This is a genomic window from Escherichia sp. E1130 (assembly GCF_005781065.1).
Classification (GTDB): Bacteria; Pseudomonadota; Gammaproteobacteria; order Enterobacterales; family Enterobacteriaceae; genus Escherichia.
Window position 1 is genome coordinate 85,278 of record NZ_VATL01000029.1, and the last position, 21,880, is coordinate 107,157.

The 21,880-nt window shown below is 50.3% G+C and carries 19 protein-coding genes; 11 read left to right on the forward strand and 8 right to left on the reverse strand.

Features of this window, described 5'->3' with window-relative positions:
* Positions 1-76 precede the first annotated feature (76 nt).
* Positions 77-1,723, reverse strand: a complete 1,647-nt coding sequence (gene fumB, locus FEK66_RS22250; RefSeq protein WP_135492665.1) for a class I fumarate hydratase — start codon at positions 1,721-1,723, stop codon at positions 77-79.
* A gap of 198 nt (positions 1,724-1,921) precedes the next feature.
* On the opposite strand from fumB, the gene manA reads away from it, so the two are divergent.
* Together manA and FEK66_RS22260 are read left to right on the forward strand one after the other, a co-directional pair.
* Positions 1,922-3,097 (forward strand): mannose-6-phosphate isomerase, encoded by a 1,176-nt coding sequence (gene manA, locus FEK66_RS22255; protein WP_135495320.1) that lies wholly within the window; start codon positions 1,922-1,924, stop codon positions 3,095-3,097.
* A 100-nt stretch (positions 3,098-3,197) separates the two neighbouring features.
* Positions 3,198-4,706: a YdgA family protein gene (locus FEK66_RS22260; RefSeq protein WP_130209337.1), complete on the forward strand. Its 1,509-nt coding sequence runs from the start codon at positions 3,198-3,200 to the stop codon at positions 4,704-4,706.
* Positions 4,707-4,750: 44 nt separating this feature from the next.
* Here FEK66_RS22260 and uidC read toward each other — a convergent pair whose 3' ends face one another.
* The 6 genes from uidC to malI form a co-directional block, all read right to left on the reverse strand.
* Positions 4,751-6,016 (reverse strand): glucuronide uptake porin UidC, encoded by a 1,266-nt coding sequence (gene uidC, locus FEK66_RS22265; RefSeq protein WP_138211543.1) that lies wholly within the window; start codon positions 6,014-6,016, stop codon positions 4,751-4,753.
* Between the two features lie 38 nt (positions 6,017-6,054).
* Positions 6,055-7,428, reverse strand: coding sequence for a glucuronide transporter (gene uidB / locus FEK66_RS22270; RefSeq protein WP_130209341.1), 1,374 nt, complete (start codon positions 7,426-7,428; stop codon positions 6,055-6,057).
* Positions 7,425-9,236, reverse strand: a complete 1,812-nt coding sequence (gene uidA, locus FEK66_RS22275) for a beta-glucuronidase (protein WP_135406731.1) — start codon at positions 9,234-9,236, stop codon at positions 7,425-7,427. Before uidA ends, uidB begins: the two co-directional genes overlap by 4 nt.
* Positions 9,237-9,620: 384 nt before the next feature.
* Complete coding sequence (gene uidR, locus FEK66_RS22280) at positions 9,621-10,208, reverse strand: DNA-binding transcriptional regulator UidR (RefSeq protein WP_130209345.1); 588 nt, start codon at positions 10,206-10,208, stop codon at positions 9,621-9,623.
* Between the two features lie 233 nt (positions 10,209-10,441).
* On the reverse strand, positions 10,442-11,209 hold the full coding sequence (gene hdhA, locus FEK66_RS22285; RefSeq protein WP_130260595.1) for a 7-alpha-hydroxysteroid dehydrogenase: 768 nt from the start codon (positions 11,207-11,209) through the stop codon (positions 10,442-10,444).
* 111 nt (positions 11,210-11,320) lie between these two features.
* Complete coding sequence (gene malI / locus FEK66_RS22290; protein ID WP_135495322.1) at positions 11,321-12,349, reverse strand: mal regulon transcriptional regulator MalI; 1,029 nt, start codon at positions 12,347-12,349, stop codon at positions 11,321-11,323.
* A 174-nt stretch (positions 12,350-12,523) separates the two neighbouring features.
* Here malI and malX point away from each other — a divergent pair, with 174 nt between their 5' ends.
* The 3 genes from malX (at position 12,524) to add (ending at position 16,403) form a co-directional block, all read left to right on the forward strand.
* Positions 12,524-14,116, forward strand: a complete 1,593-nt coding sequence (gene malX, locus FEK66_RS22295) for a PTS maltose transporter subunit IICB (protein ID WP_130258952.1) — start codon at positions 12,524-12,526, stop codon at positions 14,114-14,116.
* A 9-nt stretch (positions 14,117-14,125) separates the two neighbouring features.
* Positions 14,126-15,298, forward strand: coding sequence for a bifunctional maltose regulon transcriptional repressor/cystathionine beta-lyase MalY (gene malY, locus FEK66_RS22300; protein WP_135495323.1), 1,173 nt, complete (start codon positions 14,126-14,128; stop codon positions 15,296-15,298).
* Between the two features lie 103 nt (positions 15,299-15,401).
* Positions 15,402-16,403, forward strand: coding sequence for an adenosine deaminase (gene add / locus FEK66_RS22305; protein ID WP_130209355.1), 1,002 nt, complete (start codon positions 15,402-15,404; stop codon positions 16,401-16,403).
* A 35-nt stretch (positions 16,404-16,438) separates the two neighbouring features.
* On the opposite strand, the gene FEK66_RS22310 is transcribed toward add, so the two are convergent.
* On the reverse strand, positions 16,439-17,479 hold the full coding sequence (locus tag FEK66_RS22310; protein WP_064530016.1) for an oxidoreductase: 1,041 nt from the start codon (positions 17,477-17,479) through the stop codon (positions 16,439-16,441).
* Positions 17,480-17,721: 242 nt separating this feature from the next.
* Here FEK66_RS22310 and blr point away from each other — a divergent pair, with 242 nt between their 5' ends.
* The 6 genes from blr to rsxC form a co-directional block, all read left to right on the forward strand.
* Entirely contained in the window at positions 17,722-17,847 is a 126-nt protein-coding gene (gene blr, locus FEK66_RS22315) for a division septum protein Blr (protein WP_032147885.1), read from the forward strand.
* A gap of 272 nt (positions 17,848-18,119) precedes the next feature.
* On the forward strand, positions 18,120-18,335 hold the full coding sequence (gene ydgT, locus FEK66_RS22320) for a transcription modulator YdgT (protein ID WP_064530017.1): 216 nt from the start codon (positions 18,120-18,122) through the stop codon (positions 18,333-18,335).
* Between the two features lie 86 nt (positions 18,336-18,421).
* Positions 18,422-18,862 carry a DUF2569 domain-containing protein gene (locus FEK66_RS22325; protein WP_135491370.1) on the forward strand — a complete coding sequence of 147 codons (441 nt, stop codon included), beginning with the start codon at positions 18,422-18,424 and terminating at the stop codon, positions 18,860-18,862.
* Positions 18,863-18,938: 76 nt separating this feature from the next.
* Positions 18,939-19,520, forward strand: a complete 582-nt coding sequence (rsxA, locus tag FEK66_RS22330) for an electron transport complex subunit RsxA (protein WP_000133193.1) — start codon at positions 18,939-18,941, stop codon at positions 19,518-19,520.
* Positions 19,520-20,098: an electron transport complex subunit RsxB gene (gene rsxB / locus FEK66_RS22335; protein WP_130209361.1), complete on the forward strand. Its 579-nt coding sequence runs from the start codon at positions 19,520-19,522 to the stop codon at positions 20,096-20,098. The genes rsxA and rsxB overlap by 1 nt, the downstream gene beginning before the upstream one ends.
* Positions 20,091-21,880: electron transport complex subunit RsxC (gene rsxC / locus FEK66_RS22340; RefSeq protein WP_138211544.1), on the forward strand; the 1,790-nt coding region annotated here is incomplete at its 3' end. The genes rsxB and rsxC, both read left to right, overlap by 8 nt.

A 21,880-nucleotide genomic window follows, 5' to 3' on the forward strand; every position in this document is an offset into this window, starting at 1 on the left:
ACTTATTATTTACTATTTGATAACAAATGTTTGGTATTTCGTGCCATGTAAAAAAGCCGCCCCGAAGGGCGGCTGCTTATTTCACGCAGCGGCTACACTGCGTGAGTTGTATCTGCTGGAAGAAGTCATTTCCTTTATCATCCACCAAGATAAACGCTGGGAAATCTTCCACTTCGATTTTCCAGATGGCTTCCATTCCCAGTTCCGGATATTCAACACATTCCAGACTCTTAATACTCCCCTGCGCCAGCACTGCCGCAGGGCCGCCGATACTGCCGAGATAGAAACCGCCATGTTTTTTACAGGCATCCGTCACCTGCTGGCTGCGGTTACCTTTCGCCAGCATGATCATGCTGCCGCCCTGCGCTTGCAGTTGATCGACGTAAGAATCCATACGTCCGGCAGTCGTTGGGCCAAGAGAACCGGAGGCATAACCTTCCGGCGTTTTGGCCGGACCCGCGTAGTAAATTGGATGATCTTTAATATACTGCGGCAGCCCTTCGCCGTTATCCATCCGCTCTTTCAGTTTGGCATGAGCGATATCACGACCGACGATAATCGTGCCGTTAAGCGATAAGCGTGTAGAAACGGGATACTGCGACAACTGTGCGAGGATCTCTTTCATTGGACGGTTAAGGTCAACGCGTACCGCTTCGCCTTCTCCCGCTTTACGCAGTTCTTCAGGGATGTATTTGCCAGGATTATGTTCCAGTTTTTCGATCCAGATCCCCTGACGGTTAATCTTCGCTTTGATATTACGGTCAGCAGAACAGGAGACGCCCATACCAATCGGGCAGGATGCGCCGTGGCGTGGCAGGCGAATAACGCGAATGTCATGGGCGAAATATTTCCCGCCAAACTGCGCGCCCAGACCGAGATTTTGCGCTGCAATCAGCAATTCGTTTTCCAGTTCCACATCGCGGAACGCCTGACCGTGCTCGTTCCCTTCCGTTGGCAGTTCGTCATAGTATTTAGCGGAAGCCAGTTTCACCGTTTTAAGGTTAGTTTCCGCAGAAGTTCCGCCAATAACGAACGCAATATGATACGGAGGACACGCCGCCGTACCCAGTGTGCGCATTTTCTCAACCAGATAATTTTTCAGTTTCCCCGGCGTCAGTAACGCTTTGGTTTCCTGATAGAGATACGTCTTGTTTGCCGAACCGCCACCTTTGGCGATACAGAGGAATTTGTACTCGTCGCCATCAACGGCATAAAGATCGATCTGCGCTGGCAAGTTAGTGCCGGTATTCACCTCTTTATACATATCCAGCGGCGCGTTTTGCGAGTAGCGCAGGTTATCTTCGATGTAAGTGTTATAGACACCGCGCGCCAGCGCCGCTTCGTCGCCACCACCGGTCCATACACGCTGCCCTTTTTTACCAACGATAATCGCGGTGCCGGTGTCCTGGCAGGTTGGCAGAACGCCTTTTGCGGCGATATCGGAGTTTCGCAGGAATTGCAGTGCCACATACTTGTCGTTTTCGCTGGCTTCCGGGTCACGCAAAATATCGGCTACCTGCTGTTGATGGGCCGGACGCAGCATGAATGACGCATCATGAAACGCCTGACGCGCCAGAAGAGTTAACGCTTCTGGTGCAACTTTCAAAATCTCCTGTCCTTCAAATTCAGATACGCTGACATGTTCGCTGGTCAGCAGGTAATACTCGGTATCATCTTTTTTGAGTGGGAAAGGAGCCTGATAATGAAAGGGTTTGTTTGACATTGTTCTCTCACTTACTGCCTGGTTTGGTTATGCTTTGGGCGGGTGTTCCATTGCCCTGTTAAAAGCGAGTTACATTATCCTACACACTTTTTTAACAAAAACTGAGACTAGTACGACTTTTTGCGGCTCCAGGTTACTTCCCGTAGGATTCTTGCTTTAATAGCGGGATTAATTTCCACATCTAAACAGGGATTGATCATGCAAAAACTCATTAACTCAGTGCAAAACTATGCCTGGGGCAGCAAAACGGCGTTGACTGAACTTTATGGCATGGAAAATCCGTCCAGCCAGCCGATGGCCGAGTTGTGGATGGGCGCGCATCCAAAGAGCAGTTCACGTGTGCACGATGCCGCAGGAGATATCGTTTCACTGCGTGATGTGATTGAGAGTGATAAAGCGACTCTGCTGGGAGATGCCGTTGCCAAACGCTTTGGCGAGTTGCCTTTCCTGTTCAAAGTATTATGCGCAGCCCAGCCGCTCTCCATTCAGGTTCATCCAAACAAACGCAATTCTGAAATCGGTTTTGCCAAAGAAAATGCAGCCGGTATTCCAATGAATGCCGCCGAGCGTAATTATAAAGATCCTAATCACAAGCCTGAGCTGGTTTTCGCCCTGACCCCTTTCCTCGCGATGAACGCATTTCGTGAGTTTTCCGACATTGTCTCCCTGCTTCAGCCAGTCGCGGGCGCACATCCGGCCATTGCTCACTTTTTGCAGCAGCCCAATGCCGAACGTTTAAGCGAACTGTTTGCCAGCCTGTTAAATATGCAGGGTGAAGAGAAATCCCGCGCGCTGGCGATTTTGAAATCGGCGCTCGACAGTCAGCAGGGCGAACCGTGGCAAACGATTCGTTTAATTTCTGAATTTTACCCGGATGACAGCGGTCTGTTCTCCCCGCTGTTGCTGAATGTGGTCAAATTGAATCCTGGCGAAGCGATGTTTCTGTTCGCTGAAACACCGCACGCTTACCTGCAAGGCGTGGCGCTGGAAGTGATGGCGAACTCCGATAACGTGCTGCGTGCGGGTCTGACGCCTAAATACATTGATATTCCAGAGCTGGTTGCCAACGTGAAGTTCGAAGCCAAACCGGCTAACCAATTGTTGACCCAGCCTGTGAAACAAGGCTCAGAGCTGGACTTCCCGATTCCGGTTGATGATTTTGCCTTCTCGCTGCATGACCTTAGCGATGAAGAAACCACCATCAGCCAGCAAAGTGCCGTCATTTTGTTCTGCGTCGAGGGCGATGCAACGCTGTGTAAAGGTTCTCAGCAGTTACAGCTTAAACCGGGTGAATCAGCGTTTATTGCCGCCAACGAGTCACCGGTGACTGTCAAAGGCCACGGCCGTTTAGCCCGTGTTTACAACAAGCTGTAAGAGCTTACTGAAAAAATTAACATCTCTTGCTAAGCTTATTAAAGGCTTATAACACCTTCAGGCGGCCAGTCCGCCTGATTTTATTTTATGGATAATCATTATGAATAAATCGCTGGTAGCGGTAGGCGTCATTGTTGCGCTCGGCGTAGTCTGGACAGGCGGCGCATGGTACACAGGCAAGAAGATTGAAACCCATCTCGAAGACATGGTCGCGCAGGCGAACGCGCAACTCAAACTAACAGCTCCTGAATCCAACCTGGAAGTGAGTTATCAAAACTATCATCGCGGCGTATTCAGCAGCCAGTTGCAACTGGTGGTGAAACCCATTGCCGGGAAAGAAAATCCGTGGATTAAAAGCGGTCAGAGCGTCATCTTCAACGAATCGGTTGATCATGGTCCCTTCCCCCTTGCCCAGCTTAAAAAACTGAACCTGATTCCGTCGATGGCATCAATTCAAACCACGCTGGTTAATAATGAAGTAAGCAAACCACTGTTTGATATGGCAAAAGGTGAAACGCCTTTTGAGATTAACTCCCGCATTGGTTACAGCGGTGATTCCAGTTCCGATATTTCGCTCAAGCCACTGAATTACGAGCAAAAGGATGAAAAAGTCGCCTTTAGCGGCGGCGAGTTCCAGTTAAATGCAGACAGAGACGGCAAAGCCATCTCCCTGTCAGGGGAAGCACAAAGCGGTCGGGTGGATGCGGTTAACGAATACAACCAGAAAGTGCAGTTGACCTTTAATAATCTGAAAACTGACGGTTCCAGCTCACTGGCAAGTTTTGGTGAACGCGTGGGCAATCAAAAAGTCTCGCTGGAAAAAATGACCATTTCAGTGGAAGGCAAAGAGCTGGCATTGCTGGAAGGCATGGAGATCAGCGGTAAATCGGATCTGGTCAATGACGGGAAAACGATCAATAGCCAACTGGATTACTCGCTAAATAGCCTGAAGGTTCAGAATCAGGATCTGGGCAGTGGCAAGCTGACTTTAAAAGTCGGCCAAATTGATGGCGAAGCCTGGCATCAGTTTAGCCAGCAATATAACGCGCAAACTCAGGCGCTGCTGTCACAGCCAGAAATTGCCAACAATCCCGAACTTTATCAGGAGAAAGTGACGGAAGCCTTCTTTAGCGCCCTGCCGCTGATGTTGAAAGGCGATCCGGTGATTACTATCGCACCACTGAGCTGGAAAAACAGTCAGGGTGAAAGTGCGCTGAATCTGTCGCTGTTCCTGAAAGATCCGGCAACGACTAAAGAAGCGCCGCAAACGCTGGCGCAGGAAGTGGACCGCTCGGTTAAATCTCTGGATGCGAAACTGACCATTCCGGTGGATATGGCAACTGAGCTGATGACTCAGGTAGCGAAGCTGGAAGGATATCAGGAAGATCAAGCGAAAAAACTGGCGAAACAGCAAGTTGAAGGTGCGTCAGCAATGGGGCAGATGTTCCGTCTGACCACCTTGCAGGACAATACCATCACCACCAGCCTGCAATATGCTAACGGTCAGATCACGTTAAACGGACAGAAAATGTCGTTAGAAGATTTTGTTGGCATGTTTGCGATGCCAGCTCTTAACGTTCCGGCTGTACCGGCAATTCCGCAGCAGTAATTCACGGCCAAAACGCCGGAGAATTTTCACTCCGGCGTTTTTTCTCACTTCAGCATAAAGTCATACTGAATGCTCATTTTCACATCCCAGTAATTCAGGCGATCGCCAAACGCGCTGCCGTTGCGCTTTTCCCGTCCTTTATCGGCTGCAAGAAAGAAATTCATCCCTTGTAGCGGCCCTTCGCTAACCCGATAGTTCACGCCACCTAAGAGGCCCGCGCCTTCAATCCGCACGTCTCGTTTACTGGATTCATAGCCGCGGGTCACAATCGGTGCAAATGTCAGCGTAAATTGCGGGGTTAAACGATAGTTGACGCCCAATTGCCAGGACTGCATTCCTTCGCGGTTACGATCAAGACTTAATGAAAAGGGATAACCAATGTCGGTGTCCACCACGGCTCCATTCATCGCATGACGCAAATAACCGCCACTGCCAAATACGCTTCCCCAAGGCGCACTCCAGGTCAATTGTCCACTAACCAACGCCGTTTCATTGGGCTGGCTGGTATTACGACTTAACCCTTCAAGTTGCGCGTAAAAGCCGAGCAACTCCCCTTTCAACGTATAATTCGGGTCGAGCGGTATGCTTTTCTCGAGAATACTTTGTATCTGGTTGGAAACATCTTTCTGTACCGATGCTCCCAGAGAATAGCGACTGGTATCATCATGCCAACTGGCGGCTAAAAAAGAACGTGCGCGATGTTTATCGTATTTTCCCGTCTGGCTGTTATAAACCCCTTCATCACGAATACCGGTTGTTGAATCGGTCCATAAAAATACTCGTGAACGCCACATTCCCCACAGATCAATATTTGGCGTTAACGCCCAATAACCTAATGCCCCTTCGGAAACAGTCGGCAATGTCCGTTGCGAACTGCCAGCAATTAACGGAATACGATAAGGTAAGCTGCCATAACTATAATCTGTTCCAAAGCGACCTAATTTAAGCAGGCTATTTTCACTGGGTTTTATTTTAACTGCCCCCAGGGCAAAGCCAAAACTTTCATCACCATCAAGATACCACCGGGTACTCATATCAGCACGAGCACCTAATTTATAAACATAATACGCCCCACCTTCGACACCAATAATATTAGAATAATAGCCACTATTAAAATCGAGTAATCCTCCCTGTACCCATGCGTAAATGTCTCTTCCCGTGCCAGCACTGGGCTTGTCGGCCCTGCGCAATTCATTTTTCAGTCTGATGCGTAGTCCCGCTTCATCGTCAGCCAGTTGTGCAGCGTAAGCGGTGGTAAGGCCAGAGGCTGCCGTAAGGGAAATAACGGCTATGGCCACTATTTTTCTCATAGTTGCACCTTTGATGTTCTGATTATTTTTATGGGATATTAATTAGTGATATCGCTGATTAATTGCTGCTGCATTTGTTTGCGATTATCAATTTCAACTACGATTTCTTTGAATTTTTTATCCGTGAGCGGATAAAACCAGATTATTATAAATGCCAGTAGCATAAACCCGCAGGGTACTAAGGCAATTGATGTGCGGATCCCCATAATAACTTCCGGTGTTTGCACCTGATTGGCAATATATCCGCTTAATCCCAAAATAAACGCAGGAATTGATCCTCCTATTGCTTGTCCACATTTGCGCGTAAATGAGAATAGCGAATAGGTAAGTCCTTCAATCCGCACACCGGTCAGGTATTCACCGTATTCTACGGTATCAGCTTCCAGCGCCCACATCACGGTCATGGTAATCCCCTGACCAATTGAAGCGATGGCTAATGCGACCAGTGCCACCGGCAGCGACCAGACGGAAACCCAGAAGAACAGCAGATAACCACAGGTTCCCAGCAGAGCACCAATCAGGAAGGTATTCTTTTTACCGATTCTGGCGACCATCCCCGGCACCAGCGGTGCCGATGCCACGGTACCGACCAGGTTTTGCACCAGCACCAGTACGGTGAACAAGCCGGTATCATTCAACACATAGCGCACATAGAACAACAACGAGGCGCTAACAGCGAAGGTCGAAATCAGCACACACAGCGCTCCGATGCACAACATAAACAGCGGACGATTCCGTTTCAGCGTTTGCAGACTGATCTTCAATGACGGTTGTGCCACGATGCGTACCACATTCTCGCGCGTCGATTTAAAGCAGATGAAGTAAAGCACCATTCCGGCCATCGCCAGCACAATCGTCCAGAAATGGTATACCGACACCATCTCCTCCGGGCTGGAGTTCTTAATGCTCGGTCCTATCAGAAATGCCAGGCAGACAAAGGTCAATGAAGCGGCAATCCCGCGAGCCGCGCCCAGACGGGCGCGGGATTGTGGTTGTTGGGTCATCGCGGTAGCAAGTGAACCATAAGGAATATTCACCAGGCTGTAGCAAAGCCCGAGGCCCATGTAGGTCAAATATGCATACACCACTTTGCTGCTATGGCTCCAGTCGGTCGGCACCCAGAATACCAGTACGCTGAAGATCATTAACGGCGCTGTGCCGAAGAGTAAAAATGGGCGGAATTTTCCCCAGCGGGTATTCACACTGTCCACTACTCGCCCGGCCAGGACGTCGGCAAAGGCATCGAATACCCGCACCAGTAACAGCATGGTGCCCGCCGCAGCGGCACCGACGCCTGCGACGTCGGTGTAGTAACTCAACAGGAAGAGCGCCCCCATTGCGAAGGCGAAGTTATTGGCGACGTCACCGAGGCTGTAGCCGACGATGGTGCGCCAGGAGAGTTGTTGATTCATTGTTTGCCTCCCTGCTGCGGTTTTTCACCGAAATTCATGCCAGTCCAGCGTTTTTGCAGCAGGAAAGCCGCCGATTTCGGTTTGCGGTCGCGGGTGAAGATCCCTTTCTTGTTGCCGCCAACGCGCATAATGCCCTGCGAGGTCGCAAAATCAGCGAAGTTCCATACCTGTTCACCGACGACGGCGCTGACGCGATCAAAGACGCGGTGATACATATCCAGCCATGCACACTGATACTCTTCACTCCACATGTCGGTGTACATCGAGTGCAGACCCGCTAACGTATCTACGCCGTATTCGGTGATGATAATCGGCTGATGCAGTTTCTCTTGCCAGGCAAGCAGTTCTTTTTCCAGTACCTTCTCTGCCGTTTCCAAATCGCCGCTTTGGACATACCAACCGTAATAACGATTCAGGCACAGCACATCAAAGAGATCGCTGATGGTATCGGTGTGAGCGTCGCAGAACATTACATTGACGCAGGTGATCGGTCGCGTCGGGTCGAGTTTACGCGTTGCTTCCGCCAGTGGTGCGAAATATTCCCGTGCACCTTGCGGACGGGTATCCGGTTCGTTGGCAATACTCCACATCACCACGCTGGGGTGGTTTTTGTCACGCGCAATCAGCTCTTTAATCGCCTGTAAGTGCGCCTGCTGAGTTTCCCCGTTGACGGCCTCTTCGCTGTAGAGTTCTTTTGGCTTGTTACCCGCTTCAAATCCAATGCCTAAAGAGAGGTTAAAGCCGACGGCAGCAGTTTCATCAATCACCACAATGCCATTTTCATCAGCCCAGTCGAGCATCTCTTCAGCGTAAGGGTAATGCGAGGTACGGTAAGAGTTGGCACCAATCCAGTCCATCAATGCGTGATCGTGCACCATCAGCACGTTATCGAATCCTTTACCGCGTAAATCCGCATCTTCATGACGACCAAAACCAGTGAAGTAGAACGGTTTGTGGTTGATCAGGAACTGTTCGCCCTTCACTGCCACTGACCGGATGCCGACGCGCAGCGGGTAGATATCACACTCTGTCTGGCTTTTGGCTGTGACGCACAGTTCATAGAGATAACCTTCACCCGGTTGCCAGAGGTGCGGATTCACCACTTGCAAAGTCCCGCTGGTGCCTTGTCCAGTTGCAACAACCTGTTGATCTGCATCACGCAGTTCAACGCTGACATCACCATTTGCCACCACCTGCCAGTCAATAGACGCGTGGTTACAGTCTTGCGCGACATGCGTCACCACGGTGATATCGCCCACCCAGGTGTTCGGTGTGGTGTAGAGCATTACGCTGCGATGGATCCCGGCGTAGTTAAAGAAATCATGGAAGTAAGACTGCTTTTTCTTGCCGTTTTCGTCGGTAATCACCATTCCCGGCGGGATAGTCTGCCAGTTCAGTTCGTTGTTCACACAAACGGTAATACGTACACTTTTCCCGGCAATAACATACGGCGTGACATCGGCTTCAAACGGCGTATAGCCGCCCTGATGCTCCATCACTTCCTGATTATTTACCCACACTTTGCCGTAATGAGTGACCGCATCGAAACGCAGGACGATACGCTGCCCCGTCCAACCTTTCGGTATAAAGACTTCGCGCTGATACCAGACGTTGCCCACATAATTACGAATATCTGCATCGGCGAACTGATCGTTAAAACTGCCAGGCACAGCAATTGCCCGGCTTTCTTGTAATGCGCTTTCCCACCAACGCTGAGAGATTCCACAGTTTTCCCGATCCAGGCTGAATGCCCACAGGCCGTCGAGTTTTTTGATTTCACGAGTTGGGGTTTCTACAGGACGTAACATAAGGGACTCCTCATTAAGATAAAAATACTGGTCAACCTTTAATCTGATTAGTTAACCAATTCTGTGTTGAACACAGTTATCTGTGAGAAACCCATGGAAGAGAAATGGAAATAAAAAGAACTGACACCGCGATCAAAAAACCAAAAACTGCAATACCCACAGCGTGATATGGATCGCATTAATCTTTAAAACAGCGTTGACAGAAGACACAAAATAAGCAATCGAACGCTCGTTCGATTGCTTATAAAACGATAAATTCCCATGACATATGGTTTCGACGAATGTTTTAGTGGGATTTTTCGACCAGGTGAGAACGTTTTTTGTTCAGCTGTGTTGAGGCATTGAACGCGGGCACTCTCTTCACCGGCCCGCAGAAAGTGAGGATCAGGATGCGGTCAAGATACCGCCAATCATCGCACGTAGCCCCTGGGCAAATAACGCTTCTCGCGCCAGGTCTTCCGCTTCGATATCGGCCAGCACGCCATAGGTCAGATCCAGCAGTAAACGAGAGGTCATTGCCGTGTTAATGTCAGGGCTTATCTCGCCTTTTTGCTGGGCATCCCTCATGCGCTGGGCAATACATTCCGTGATGGTCAGATGTTTATTCTTAAGCATGGTGGCAACCTGTGGATTGCGCATCCCTTCTGCCATAATTTCGACCACTAGCGCTCGTTGTCCAAAGGCTTCATGAGTGAGAGAGACTATCGACTCGACCATATAGTCAACGAAATGGATCCCTTCAATCGGTTCCCGGAAGCGGGCCAACGCCCTCTCCTGGTCCTGGAGAATAATCGCCTGAATCAAGGCTTCTTTCGAAATGAAGTGGTGATAAAGCGTCCCGGGACTGATAGCGCAGGATTTACAGATGGCTTTCATTGAGGCACTGTGAAATCCATTTTCTGAAAAAATCTCTCTGGCAGCATTGAGGATCCGGGTCCGTGTCGGTTGTGCTTCAGTTTGCATGTTATCCATCGTTAAACCAATATAGTTAGCATGAATAACTAGTTTACCGCGTTGTCCGGTGAGCGCCTATCATTGCAGTTGAATTGTGCGAAGGTACACCCGTTTCGTTTACTATTTGCACGATAATTGGTCAACCAACAGGCGGAATTTGGCTACCAGTTGTCTGGTGGAGGCTTATCCCTACTCGACAAGCGGTGTCGGTAAACAACACTCACTCGGTTGTTTACCGACCTGTTAGCATATTAATTAAGTTCCTGTACCCCACCGCCGGAGACGGTGAGTATTTGCCCGCTTATCCAGCTGGCAGCTGGTGAACAGAGGAATAGCGCCGCGTTGGCAATATCTTGCGGTTGGCCCAGACGCCTGATTGGCGTGTGCTGCAACATTTTCTGTTCAATTTCTGGTGTAATAACGGATTTCAGGGCATCAGTTAATATTGCCCCAGGCGCTATGCCATTCACCCGAATATTTTTTTCACCCAGGTCAAACGCCATATTCCTGACCAGATGGCTGGCCGCCGCTTTAGATGACGCATAGGAGGTCATGTTTTTATTTTTATTTTCTGCCGCCATAGATGTGATGGTCAAAATAACGCCTCCGCCATTTTTTTCCATTTCAGGCGCAATGAGTTGTGACAGACGGAAAAAAGAAAACACATTCAGTTCATAAGCGCGGCGGAAATCCGCCATTGGCATATCAAACGGTTTAGGACCACCACCACCAGCATTGTTAACCAGAATATCAACTTTGCCCAGCTTACTGATGGCAAAGCCTGCCAGAGCAGATAACTCCTGTTCGGAAGTAATATCACAGCGCCAGGCAAATGCCTGCCCACCCAACTGTTGAATTTCATCTACAACATGATTAGCTGCATCGGTGTTAATATCACTGACCACTACAGATGCGCCAGCTGTCGCGAACGTAATGGCGATTTCTTTACCAATACCTGCACCCGCACCTGTAATGATGGCGCATTTTCCGTCGAGTCTCAGGTTGTCAGAATTAAACACATAAACCTCCTGTGAACTTCAGTAAAAATAAAAGGCACCGCCTGTGTGCCACATTTTTTATCATTAACCTTGAGGAAAGGACACTACCAGGTATAGCAGATAAAGAGAGGATTATTTCGCCGCAATGAGCCGGGCGGGAATAATAAGATTACGTGAATGCGTCTCTTCATGGGTGATTTTTTGCATCATGCGATCCGCAAGTGTCGTACCAAGTTCCCGCGCAGGCGTGCTGGCCCAGGTAACGGGTATATCATCAAGTGCAGTTGACGTCGCATCGGTAAATGCCGCCAGTGAAACCTGTTGTTCAAAGTAACGATCGACGCCACTTTCGCCACTTTGTCGTCCAGCTTTCAGCAAGCCAAACCATGCCCCCATTGCAATGGTTTCGTTGTAACAAACCACGGCGCTGATGGTCGGGTTATGACGCAAAAGCGCCGTAATGGCTTCCGCAGCTTGCTTCTGACTCGAGGCACACTCCAGTACCCAATCACTGTGAAACGGCAGGCTGAATTTTAATAGTGTCGCGCAATAGCCACCCACTCGTTCCGCCCGGGTTAAAGAGGAACTTTGCCCTCCCAGCCAGGCAATACGCTGGTGTCCATTGCGAATGAGATGCTCCGTCAATAACTGCGCTGCCTGCATGTTATCCGGGCGAACAGTATCAACATCATCAAGATAACTGGCTCGGGAAGCGAAAATCACCGGGATACCTTTTTCTTCTGCCATGCGCCGCAGGTCATCACTGCTACCCGCCGCACCGGCAATGACGACGCCATCGACGCCCTGGTTCAGTAGCAGTGAAAAGCGCTGGGTCAGTTGCTCGCCGTCTTTACCGCCGTGGAGCAAAAAAACCATTCGCCCCTGCGCTTCCAGTGCCTCCGTCAGCCCGGCTGTTAATTCAGCGTAAAACGGCGCAGACAAGTCACGCACAATTAAGCCAACCACACCACTCTGCCCGCCGCGTAGTGCCGACGCCTGGCGATTGCGCACAAACCCCAGTTCTTCAATGGCGGCGTTAACCCGTTCCCCTGTAGCGGTAGATATTCGCCCTTTGCCACTTAGCACCAGCGAAACAGTACTGACCGACACGCCCGCAGCCAGCGCAACATCATGAATGGTGATTTTTTTGGCGGTAGCCATGCAGATGACCTACTCCCTGATTTTGTGACAGATAAAACGTTTTACCTTTTATTTATCTTATACCCGCTATTATCGTTGCGTAATGTGATTTATGCCTCACTAAAATTTGATAAAACGTTTTATCTTCTCGCGCAATTTACTGAATCCAGATTGTTCTCTACGAGGAGTCGTTTTATGACGGCGAAAGCAGCACCAAAAGTCACACTGTGGGAATTCTTCCAGCAGCTAGGCAAAACCTTTATGTTGCCTGTCGCATTACTGTCGTTCTGCGGCATTATGTTGGGGATTGGCAGTTCCCTTAGTAGCCACGATGTCATCACACTGATCCCGGCATTGGGTAACCCTGTGTTGCAGGCCATCTTTACCTGGATGAGTAAGGTTGGTTCGTTCGCGTTTAGTTTCCTGCCAGTGATGTTCTGTATCGCCATCCCGCTGGGTCTGGCACGCGAAAACAAAGGCGTCGCGGCGTTCGCTGGTTTTGTTGGTTACGCGGTAATGAACCTGGCGGTGAACTTCTGGTTGACCAATAAAGGCATTCTGCCGACCACCGATGCTGCCGTGCTGAAAGCCAATAACATTCAAAGCATTCTTGGGATCCAGTCGATCGACACTGGGATCCTCGGTGCGGTGATCGCCGGTATTATCGTCTGGATGCTGCATGAACGTTTCCATAATATCCGCCTGCCAGATGCGTTGGCGTTTTTCGGCGGTACGCGCTTCGTGCCAATCATCTCCTCGCTGGTGATGGGCCTTGTCGGTCTGGTGATTCCATTGGTCTGGCCGATCTTCGCCATGGGCATTAGTGGATTAGGCCATATGATTAACAGCGCGGGTGATTTCGGACCTATGCTGTTTGGTACGGGTGAGCGTCTGCTGTTACCATTTGGTCTGCATCACATTCTGGTGGCATTAATTCGCTTTACCGACGCAGGCGGCACGCAGGAAGTCTGCGGTCAAACCGTCAGCGGCGCACTAACCATCTTCCAGGCGCAATTGAGTTGCCCGACCACTCACGGTTTCTCTGAAAGCGCCACGCGTTTCCTCTCGCAGGGCAAAATGCCTGCATTCCTCGGCGGTCTGCCAGGTGCAGCGTTAGCTATGTATCACTGTGCGCGCCCGGAAAATCGCCATAAAATTAAAGGTCTGCTGATTTCTGGCCTGATCGCCTGTGTCGTTGGCGGCACTACCGAACCGCTGGAATTCCTGTTCCTGTTCGTAGCGCCAGTTCTGTACGTCATCCACGCGCTGTTAACCGGCCTCGGCTTCACCGTCATGTCCGTGCTCGGTGTCACCATCGGTAATACCGACGGCAATATCATCGACTTTGTGGTGTTCGGTATTCTGCATGGCCTGTCAACCAAGTGGTACATGGTGCCAGTGGTGGCGGCAATCTGGTTTGTTGTTTACTACGTCATCTTCCGTTTCGCTATCACCCGCTTCAATTTGAAAACCCCTGGCCGCGATAGCGAAATTGCCAGCTCAATCGAAAAAGCCGTTGCCGGTACGCCAGGTAAATCAGGTTACAACGTTCCGGCAATCCTCGAAGCCTTAGGCGGTGCCGATAATATTGTCAGCCTCGATAACTGCATTACTCGTCTGCGTTTGTCAGTGAAAGATATGTCCCTTGTTAATGTGCAGGCACTGAAGGACAATCGGGCAATTGGCGTAGTACAACTTAATCAACATAACCTGCAGGTTGTTATCGGGCCGCAAGTTCAGTCAGTCAAAGATGAAATGGCCGGTCTGATGCGTACTGTTCAGGCATAAGGATAAGATATGTTCGATTTTTCGAAGGTCGTGGATCGTTATGGCACATGGTGCACACAGTGGGATTATGTCGCTGACCGTTTCGGCACTGCTGACCTGTTACCGTTCACGATTTCAGACATGGATTTTGCCACCGCTCCCTGCATTATCGAGGCGCTGAACCAGCGCCTGATGCACGGCGTATTTGGCTACAGTCGCTGGAAAAACGATGAATTTCTCGCGGCTATCGCCCACTGGTTTTCCACACAGCATTACACCGCCATTGATACGCAGTCGGTGGTATATGGCCCTTCCGTTATCTATATGGTGTCGGAGCTGATTCGTCAGTGGTCCGCTGTCGGTGAAGGTGTGGTGATCCATACCCCGGCCTACGACGCATTTTACAAAGCCATTGAAGGTAATCAGCGCACCGTGATGCCCGTTGCTTTAGAGAAGCGGGTTGATGGTTGGTTTTGCGATATGGGTAAACTGGAAGCCGTGTTGGCGAAACCGGAGTGTAAAATTATGCTCCTGTGTAGCCCTCAGAATCCTACCGGTAAAGTCTGGACTTGCGATGAACTGGAAACAATGGCTGACCTGTGCGAACGCTATGGTGTGCGCGTTATCTCCGATGAAATCCATATGGATATGGTATGGGGCGAGCAACCGCATATTCCCTGGAGCAATGTAGCTCGCGGCGACTGGGCGCTACTGACTTCTGGTTCGAAAAGTTTCAATATTCCGGCTCTGACCGGGGCTTACGGGATTATTGAAAATAACGACAGCCGTGAAGCGTATTTATCGGCCCTGAAAAGCCGTGATGGGCTTTCCTCCCCTGCGGTACTGGCGTTAACCGCCCATATCGCCGCCTATCAGCAAGGCGCGCCATGGCTTGATGCCTTACGCGTTTATCTGAAAGATAACCTGACGTATATCGCAGAGACGATGAACGCCGCGTTCCCTGAACTCAACTGGCAGATTCCCCAATCCACTTATCTCGCATGGCTTGATTTACGTCCGTTGAACATTGATGACAACGCGTTGCAAAAAGCCCTGATTGAACAAGAAAAAGTGGCAATCATGCCAGGGTATACCTACGGTGAAGAAGGCCGTGGCTTTGTTCGGCTCAATGCCGGATGCCCACGTTCTAAACTGGAAAAAGGTGTCGCTGGATTAATTAACGCCATCCGAGCTGTACGCTAATTGCGATTGCGCAACGCAAATAATCGTTGCGCAATCGTAGATTTTTACCCTGCTTTGTTTTTATAATGGTGCGCACTTTTATATCCAGAAAAAGAGTGCGACCATGATTGATACCACCCTGCCATTAACTGATATCCATCGCCACCTTGATGGCAACATTCGTCCCCAGACCATCCTTGAACTTGGCCGCCAGTATAATATCTCGCTACCTGCACAATCCCTGGAAACGCTAATTCCACACGTTCAGGTCATTGCCAACGAACCCGATCTGGTGAGTTTTCTGACTAAGCTTGATTGGGGCGTTAAAGTTCTCGCCTCGCTCGACGCATGCCGTCGCGTGGCGTTTGAAAATATTGAAGATGCTGCCCGAAACGGCCTGCACTATGTCGAACTGCGTTTTTCGCCAGGTTATATGGCAATGACGCATCAGTTGCCTGTTGCGGGCGTTGTCGAAGCCGTTATTGACGGCGTACGTGACGGTTGCCGCACCTTTGGTGTGCAGGCGAAACTTATCGGCATTATGAGCCGGACCTTTGGCGAAGCTGCCTGCCAGCAAGAGCTGGAGGCATTTTTAGCCCACCGTGATCAGATTACCGCACTGGATTTAGCCGGTGATGAACTTGGTTTTCCGGGGAGTTTGTTCCTCTCTCACTTCAACCACGCGCGTGATGCAGGCTGGCATATTACCGTCCATGCAGGCGAAGCTGCCGGGGCAGAAAGTATCTGGCAAGCCATTCGTGAGCTGGGAGCTGAACGCATTGGGCATGGCGTAAAAGCCATTGAAGATCGGGCGCTGATGGATTTCCTCGCCGAGCAACAAATTGGCATAGAATCCTGCCTGACCTCCAATATTCAGACCAGTACCGTGGCATCTCTGGCGGCACATCCGCTGAAAACGTTCCTTGAGCATGGTATCTGCGCCAGTATTAACACCGACGACCCGGGTGTTCAGGGCGTCGATATCATTCACGAATATACCGTTGCCGCGCCCGCTGCAGGTTTATCTCGCGAGCAAATCCGCCAGGCGCAGATTAATGGTCTGGAAATGGCTTTCCTCAGCGCAGAGGAAAAACGCGCACTGCGAGAAACAGTCGCAGCGAAGTAACAAAAATGGATGGTGCTAATTGCACCATCCCCTTTTCAAGCAAGGCACAAAGTCGAGCGATGTTTGGCGGACTCGATGCCCAGCTCAATCAACTCCATTACCTGAATGGCCTGACTTGCTGGCACCGGGTTTTCACCGTCGCCATTCAACGCATCACGAATGGCAGCATAGTAAGCCGGATAATTCCCCGGCACGGTCAACAGCGTTTCTTCAACACGTTCCTCGCCTTCAACACGGGTTAGTACACCGTCACGCATATCGTAGCCCCAGTCTTCCTGCGGCAGACGCTCACCATTTTTCAACCGCTCTTCCTGCGGATCGAGGCCGTATTTAACATAGCTGCCACGGGAGCCATGCACGATATAACGTGCTGACTCAGCTGCCGCCAACATGGTGCCGTGTAAAATGACCCGCCGCTGTGGGTAGGACAAAATGGCGTGGAAATAATCAGTCGACTGCGCCCCTGGGCGCAACTGTGCTAAATCCACCGTCATACTGACGGGTAAGCCAAAAAGCGTAATAGCTTGATCGAGCAAATGCGGTGCCAAATCGTACCAGATACCGCTGCCAGGGCCGCCCTGTTCACGCCAGCGATCGCGCACCTGCGGCCGAAAGCGGTCAAAATGAGACTCAAAGTACGCAACTTCACCCAGCGAGCCTTCCGCGAGCAAACCTTTTAGTGTCAAAAAATCGCTATCCCAGCGACGATTATGAAACACCGACAATACGCGACCCAGACTTTTTGCTAACGCATCCAGTTCTCGAGCTTGTGACAGTGTCACGGTAAAAGGCTTGTCGACGACCACATGTTTACCCGCTTCAAGCGCCGCTTTGGCTAACGGGAAATGGGTATCATTTGGTGTGGGAATGACAATCAAGTCTATGTTGGGATCATTAAAAAGATGCTTTGGTTCAGAGACAACCGTCACTGTTGGCCAGTCGGCTTTTACTTTTGTTTCGTCACTGCTGGAAATTACTGCCAGTTCTAGTCCGGGCGTGCCCGCAATCAGGGGCGCATGGAAGGTTTTGCTCGCATAACCATACCCAATCAACCCAACACGGATGTTGTCGCTCATGTCATTGCCTCTCAGAGAAGTACGATCGCTATTTGACACTATCCTTTACCCTCTCTCAACAGTTTAATAACCAGCCCGCAATAAGGGATGTTATTTAACTTAAGTCAAAGAAATGGCGAATTTTCTAATGATAAAAGCTAAATATCGCAAAAACCTCAGCAAAAATCTTGCTGGGGCAATTATTGCTAAGTAACATTTACCCCCTGAAGTTAATGGATCACTCAACATAGATGTGGGCAGTAATGAATCGTCTTATTGAATTAACAGGTTGGATCGTTCTTGTCGTTTCTGTCATTCTCCTTGGCGTGGCGAGTCACATTGACAACTACCAGCCGCCAGAACAGAGTACACCAGTACAACATAAGTAATACCTGCACTTGCAGAACAGCATGCAGCCCGTCCGGATGCATGTTTTAACTTGTCGGGTATTAAACCAGGAATTTATTATCTTGTGGTGTGTTGTCGGCGATTGGCAGGGATAGTAAAGCGCGTTACTCTTTTCATGACAGTATTTCATCCCTGAATATTTACCATCAGCACATTCTTATTATTGTTATTAAATAAGCGTTCACTTTTGGTGAAGTTTTATCATTACATATAATACCTACCACTTTGGTATTAATTATTTTATAGGCCTTTTATGACTGTTCAGGACTACTTATTAAAATTTCGCAAAATCAGTTCACTCGAAAGCCTGGAAAAACTCTACGATCATCTTAATTACACACTGACGGACGATCAGGACCTTATCAACATGTATCGCGCCGCCGATCACCGCCGCGCAGAGCTGGTGTCTGGCGGGCGTTTGTTTGACCTGGGCCAGGTGCCGAAGTCCGTCTGGCATTATGTCCAATAAAGAAAGTAGCGATTGATAATAAAAACCTTATAATAACGCCCCTAAAATTAGATTTGCCTGTTTGCTGTCGCTATTCTGGAGAACCTATGACCACCACAACGCCACAACGTATTGGAGGCTGGTTGCTTGGCCCTTTGGCCTGGCTGTTAGTCGCTCTATTGAGTACGACGCTGACGCTGTTACTGTATACCGCAGCGTTATCTTCTCCTCAAACATATAAAACGATCGGCGAACAAGCACTGACAACGCAAATCTTATGGGGCGTTTCTTTTATTACCGCCATCGCCATGTGGTATTACACTTTGTGGTTGACCATCGCTTTCTTTAAACGTCGGCGTTGTGTTCCTAAGCACTATATTATCTGGCTACTGATCTCCGTATTACTGGCTGTTAAAGCCTTCGCTTTTTCGCCAGTTGCAGATGGCGTAGCCGTGCGCCAGTTGTTGTTCACTTTGCTGGCAACCGCATTGATAGTCCCCTATTTCAAACGCTCGTTGCGGGTCAAAGCGACGTTTGTGAATCCGTAATAACCTTACAGTTAACCTGTTGTCGCCTGCTCTGGATTAACGGATAATAGGCGGCTTTTTTATTTCAGGCCGAAAAATGACTGACTACCTGTTACTGTTTGTCGGAACTGTACTGGTCAATAACTTTGTACTGGTTAAGTTTCTGGGCCTCTGTCCGTTTATGGGCGTTTCCAAAAAGCTGGAAACTGCAATGGGGATGGGGCTGGCAACAACATTTGTGATGACGCTGGCGTCAATCTGCGCCTGGCTTATCGACACGTGGATCTTGATTCCACTCAACCTGATTTACCTGCGCACGTTAGCGTTTATTTTAGTGATCGCTGTAGTGGTGCAGTTCACCGAGATGGTGGTGCGTAAAACCAGCCCGGTGCTTTATCGTCTGCTGGGGATTTTTCTGCCGCTTATTACCACCAACTGTGCGGTGCTTGGTGTCGCGTTGCTGAATATTAATCTCGGGCATAATTTCTTGCAGTCGGCGCTGTACGGTTTTTCAGCAGCTGTCGGCTTCTCGTTGGTGATGGTGCTTTTCGCAGCCATCCGCGAGCGCCTGGCTGTGGCTGATGTCCCGGCACCTTTTCGTGGTAATGCCATTGCGCTGATTACCGCAGGTCTTATGTCTCTGGCCTTTATGGGCTTTAGTGGTTTGGTGAAGTTGTAATGAATGCTATCTGGATTGCCGTTGCCGCCATCAGCCTGCTGGGCCTGGCGTTTGGCGCCATTCTGGGTTATGCCTCCCGCCGTTTTGCGGTGGAAGACGATCCGGTCGTTGAGAAAATTGACGAAATTTTACCGCAGAGCCAGTGTGGTCAATGCGGTTATCCTGGCTGTCGCCCGTATGCGGAGGCTATCAGTTGCAACGGTGAAAAAATCAACCGCTGCGCCCCTGGTGGCGAAGCTGTAATGCTGAAAATTGCCGAGTTGCTCAACGTCGAACCACAGCCGCTGGATGGCGAAGCGCAAGAGTTGACGCCTGCGCGTATGGTAGCGGTTATCGATGAAAATAACTGTATCGGCTGCACTAAGTGTATTCAGGCGTGTCCGGTGGACGCCATTGTCGGCGCTACCCGAGCAATGCATACCGTCATGAGCGATCTGTGCACAGGTTGTAATCTGTGTGTAGACCCATGCCCAACGCATTGCATCTCCTTACAACCGGTTGCAGAAACGCCAGACAGCTGGAAATGGGATCTGAACACCATTCCCGTGCGCATCATTCCCGTGGAACACCATGCTTAAGTTATTCTCTGCTTTCAAAAAAAATAAAATCTGGGACTTCGATGGCGGTATTCATCCACCGGAGATGAAAACTCAGTCCAACGGTACTCCCCTACGCCAGGTTCCACTGGCGCAGCGATTTGTTATTCCACTGAAACAGCATATTGGTGCTGAAGGCGAGCTGTGCGTTAACGTTGGTGATAAGGTACTGCGCGGACAGCCACTCACCCGTGGACGCGGCAAAATGCTACCGGTTCACGCACCAACGTCTGGCACCGTTACGGCTGTTGCGCCCCACTCTACTGCCCATCCATCGGCATTGGCTGAATTAAGCGTGATTATTGACGCCGATGGGGAAGATTGCTGGATCCCACGTGACGGTTGGACCGATTACCGCTCACGCACTCGGGAAGAATTAATCGAACGCATTCATCAATTTGGCGTCGCCGGACTGGGTGGTGCTGGCTTCCCTACTGGCGTTAAATTGCAGGGCGGCGGCGATAAAATCGAAACGTTGATCATTAATGCCGCAGAATGCGAGCCATACATTACCGCCGATGACCGTTTGATGCAGGATTGCGCCGCCCAGGTCGTAGAAGGTATTCGCATTCTTGGGCATATTCTACAGCCACGCGAAATTCTGATCGGAATTGAAGATAACAAACCGCAGGCAATTTCCATGCTGCGTGCAGTGTTGGCGGATTCTCACGATATTTCTCTGCGAGTTATTCCGACCAAATATCCCTCTGGCGGCGCCAAACAGTTAACCTACATCCTGACCGGAAAGCAGGTTCCACACGGCGGTCGTTCATCAGATATCGGCGTGTTAATGCAAAACGTCGGCACGGCTTACGCAGTGAAACGAGCCGTTATTGATGGCGAGCCGATTACCGAGCGTGTCGTGACGCTGACTGGCGAAGCAATTGCACGCCCCGGCAACGTCTGGGCACGACTGGGTACGCCGGTTCGTCATTTATTGAACGATGCAGGATTCTGCCCTTCTGCCGATCAAATGGTGATTATGGGCGGCCCGCTAATGGGCTTTACCTTGCCGTGGCTGGATGTTCCGGTCGTAAAAATCACCAACTGTTTACTGGCACCGTCTGCCAATGAACTTGGCGAACCACAGGAAGAACAAAGCTGCATCCGTTGTAGCGCCTGTGCTGATGCCTGCCCTGCAGATCTCCTGCCGCAACAGTTGTACTGGTTCAGCAAAGGCCAGCAGCACGATAAAGCCACTACACATAACATTGCCGATTGTATTGAATGCGGGGCCTGTGCGTGGGTTTGCCCAAGCAATATCCCTCTTGTGCAATATTTCCGTCAGGAAAAAGCCGAGATTGCCGCCATTCGTCAGGAAGAAAAACGCGCAGCCGAAGCAAAAGCGCGCTTTGAAGCTCGTCAGGCACGTCTGGAACGTGAAAAAGCCGCACGTCTTGAACGCCACAAGAACGCGGCGGTTCAACCTGCGGCCAAAGACAAAGATGCGATTGCTGCCGCACTGGCACGCGTAAAAGAAAAACAGGCCCAGGCCACACAGCCTATTGTGATAAAAGCAGGCGAACGCCCGGATAACAGCGCGATTATTGCGGCACGGGAAGCGCGTAAAGCGCAAGCCAGAGCGAAACAGGCTGAATTGCAACAGACTAACGAAGCCGCAACCGTTGCCGATCCGCGGAAAGCGGCAGTTGAAGCCGCAATTGCTCGCGCCAAAGCACGCAAGCAGGAGCAACAGCCTGCTAACGAAGAGCCGCAGGAACAGGTTGACCCGCGTAAAGCTGCTGTTGAAGCCGCTATTGCCCG

What these genes read in the sequence shown, in the direction of transcription:
- fumB (WP_135492665.1), bottom strand. Translation starts at nt 1,723, where the DNA reads ATGTCAAACAAACCCTTTCATTATCAGGCTCCTTTCCCACTCAAAAAA.
- manA (WP_135495320.1), top strand. Translation starts at nt 1,922, where the DNA reads ATGCAAAAACTCATTAACTCAGTGCAAAACTATGCCTGGGGCAGCAAA.
- FEK66_RS22260 (WP_130209337.1), top strand. Translation starts at nt 3,198, where the DNA reads ATGAATAAATCGCTGGTAGCGGTAGGCGTCATTGTTGCGCTCGGCGTA.
- uidC (WP_138211543.1), bottom strand. Translation starts at nt 6,016, where the DNA reads ATGAGAAAAATAGTGGCCATAGCCGTTATTTCCCTTACGGCAGCCTCT.
- uidB (WP_130209341.1), bottom strand. Translation starts at nt 7,428, where the DNA reads ATGAATCAACAACTCTCCTGGCGCACCATCGTCGGCTACAGCCTCGGT.
- uidA (WP_135406731.1), bottom strand. Translation starts at nt 9,236, where the DNA reads ATGTTACGTCCTGTAGAAACCCCAACTCGTGAAATCAAAAAACTCGAC.
- uidR (WP_130209345.1), bottom strand. Translation starts at nt 10,208, where the DNA reads ATGGATAACATGCAAACTGAAGCACAACCGACACGGACCCGGATCCTC.
- malI (WP_135495322.1), bottom strand. Translation starts at nt 12,349, where the DNA reads ATGGCTACCGCCAAAAAAATCACCATTCATGATGTTGCGCTGGCTGCG.
- malX (WP_130258952.1), top strand. Translation starts at nt 12,524, where the DNA reads ATGACGGCGAAAGCAGCACCAAAAGTCACACTGTGGGAATTCTTCCAG.
- malY (WP_135495323.1), top strand. Translation starts at nt 14,126, where the DNA reads ATGTTCGATTTTTCGAAGGTCGTGGATCGTTATGGCACATGGTGCACA.
- add (WP_130209355.1), top strand. Translation starts at nt 15,402, where the DNA reads ATGATTGATACCACCCTGCCATTAACTGATATCCATCGCCACCTTGAT.
- FEK66_RS22310 (WP_064530016.1), bottom strand. Translation starts at nt 17,479, where the DNA reads ATGAGCGACAACATCCGTGTTGGGTTGATTGGGTATGGTTATGCGAGC.
- blr (WP_032147885.1), top strand. Translation starts at nt 17,722, where the DNA reads ATGAATCGTCTTATTGAATTAACAGGTTGGATCGTTCTTGTCGTTTCT.
- ydgT (WP_064530017.1), top strand. Translation starts at nt 18,120, where the DNA reads ATGACTGTTCAGGACTACTTATTAAAATTTCGCAAAATCAGTTCACTC.
- FEK66_RS22325 (WP_135491370.1), top strand. Translation starts at nt 18,422, where the DNA reads ATGACCACCACAACGCCACAACGTATTGGAGGCTGGTTGCTTGGCCCT.
- rsxA (WP_000133193.1), top strand. Translation starts at nt 18,939, where the DNA reads ATGACTGACTACCTGTTACTGTTTGTCGGAACTGTACTGGTCAATAAC.
- rsxB (WP_130209361.1), top strand. Translation starts at nt 19,520, where the DNA reads ATGAATGCTATCTGGATTGCCGTTGCCGCCATCAGCCTGCTGGGCCTG.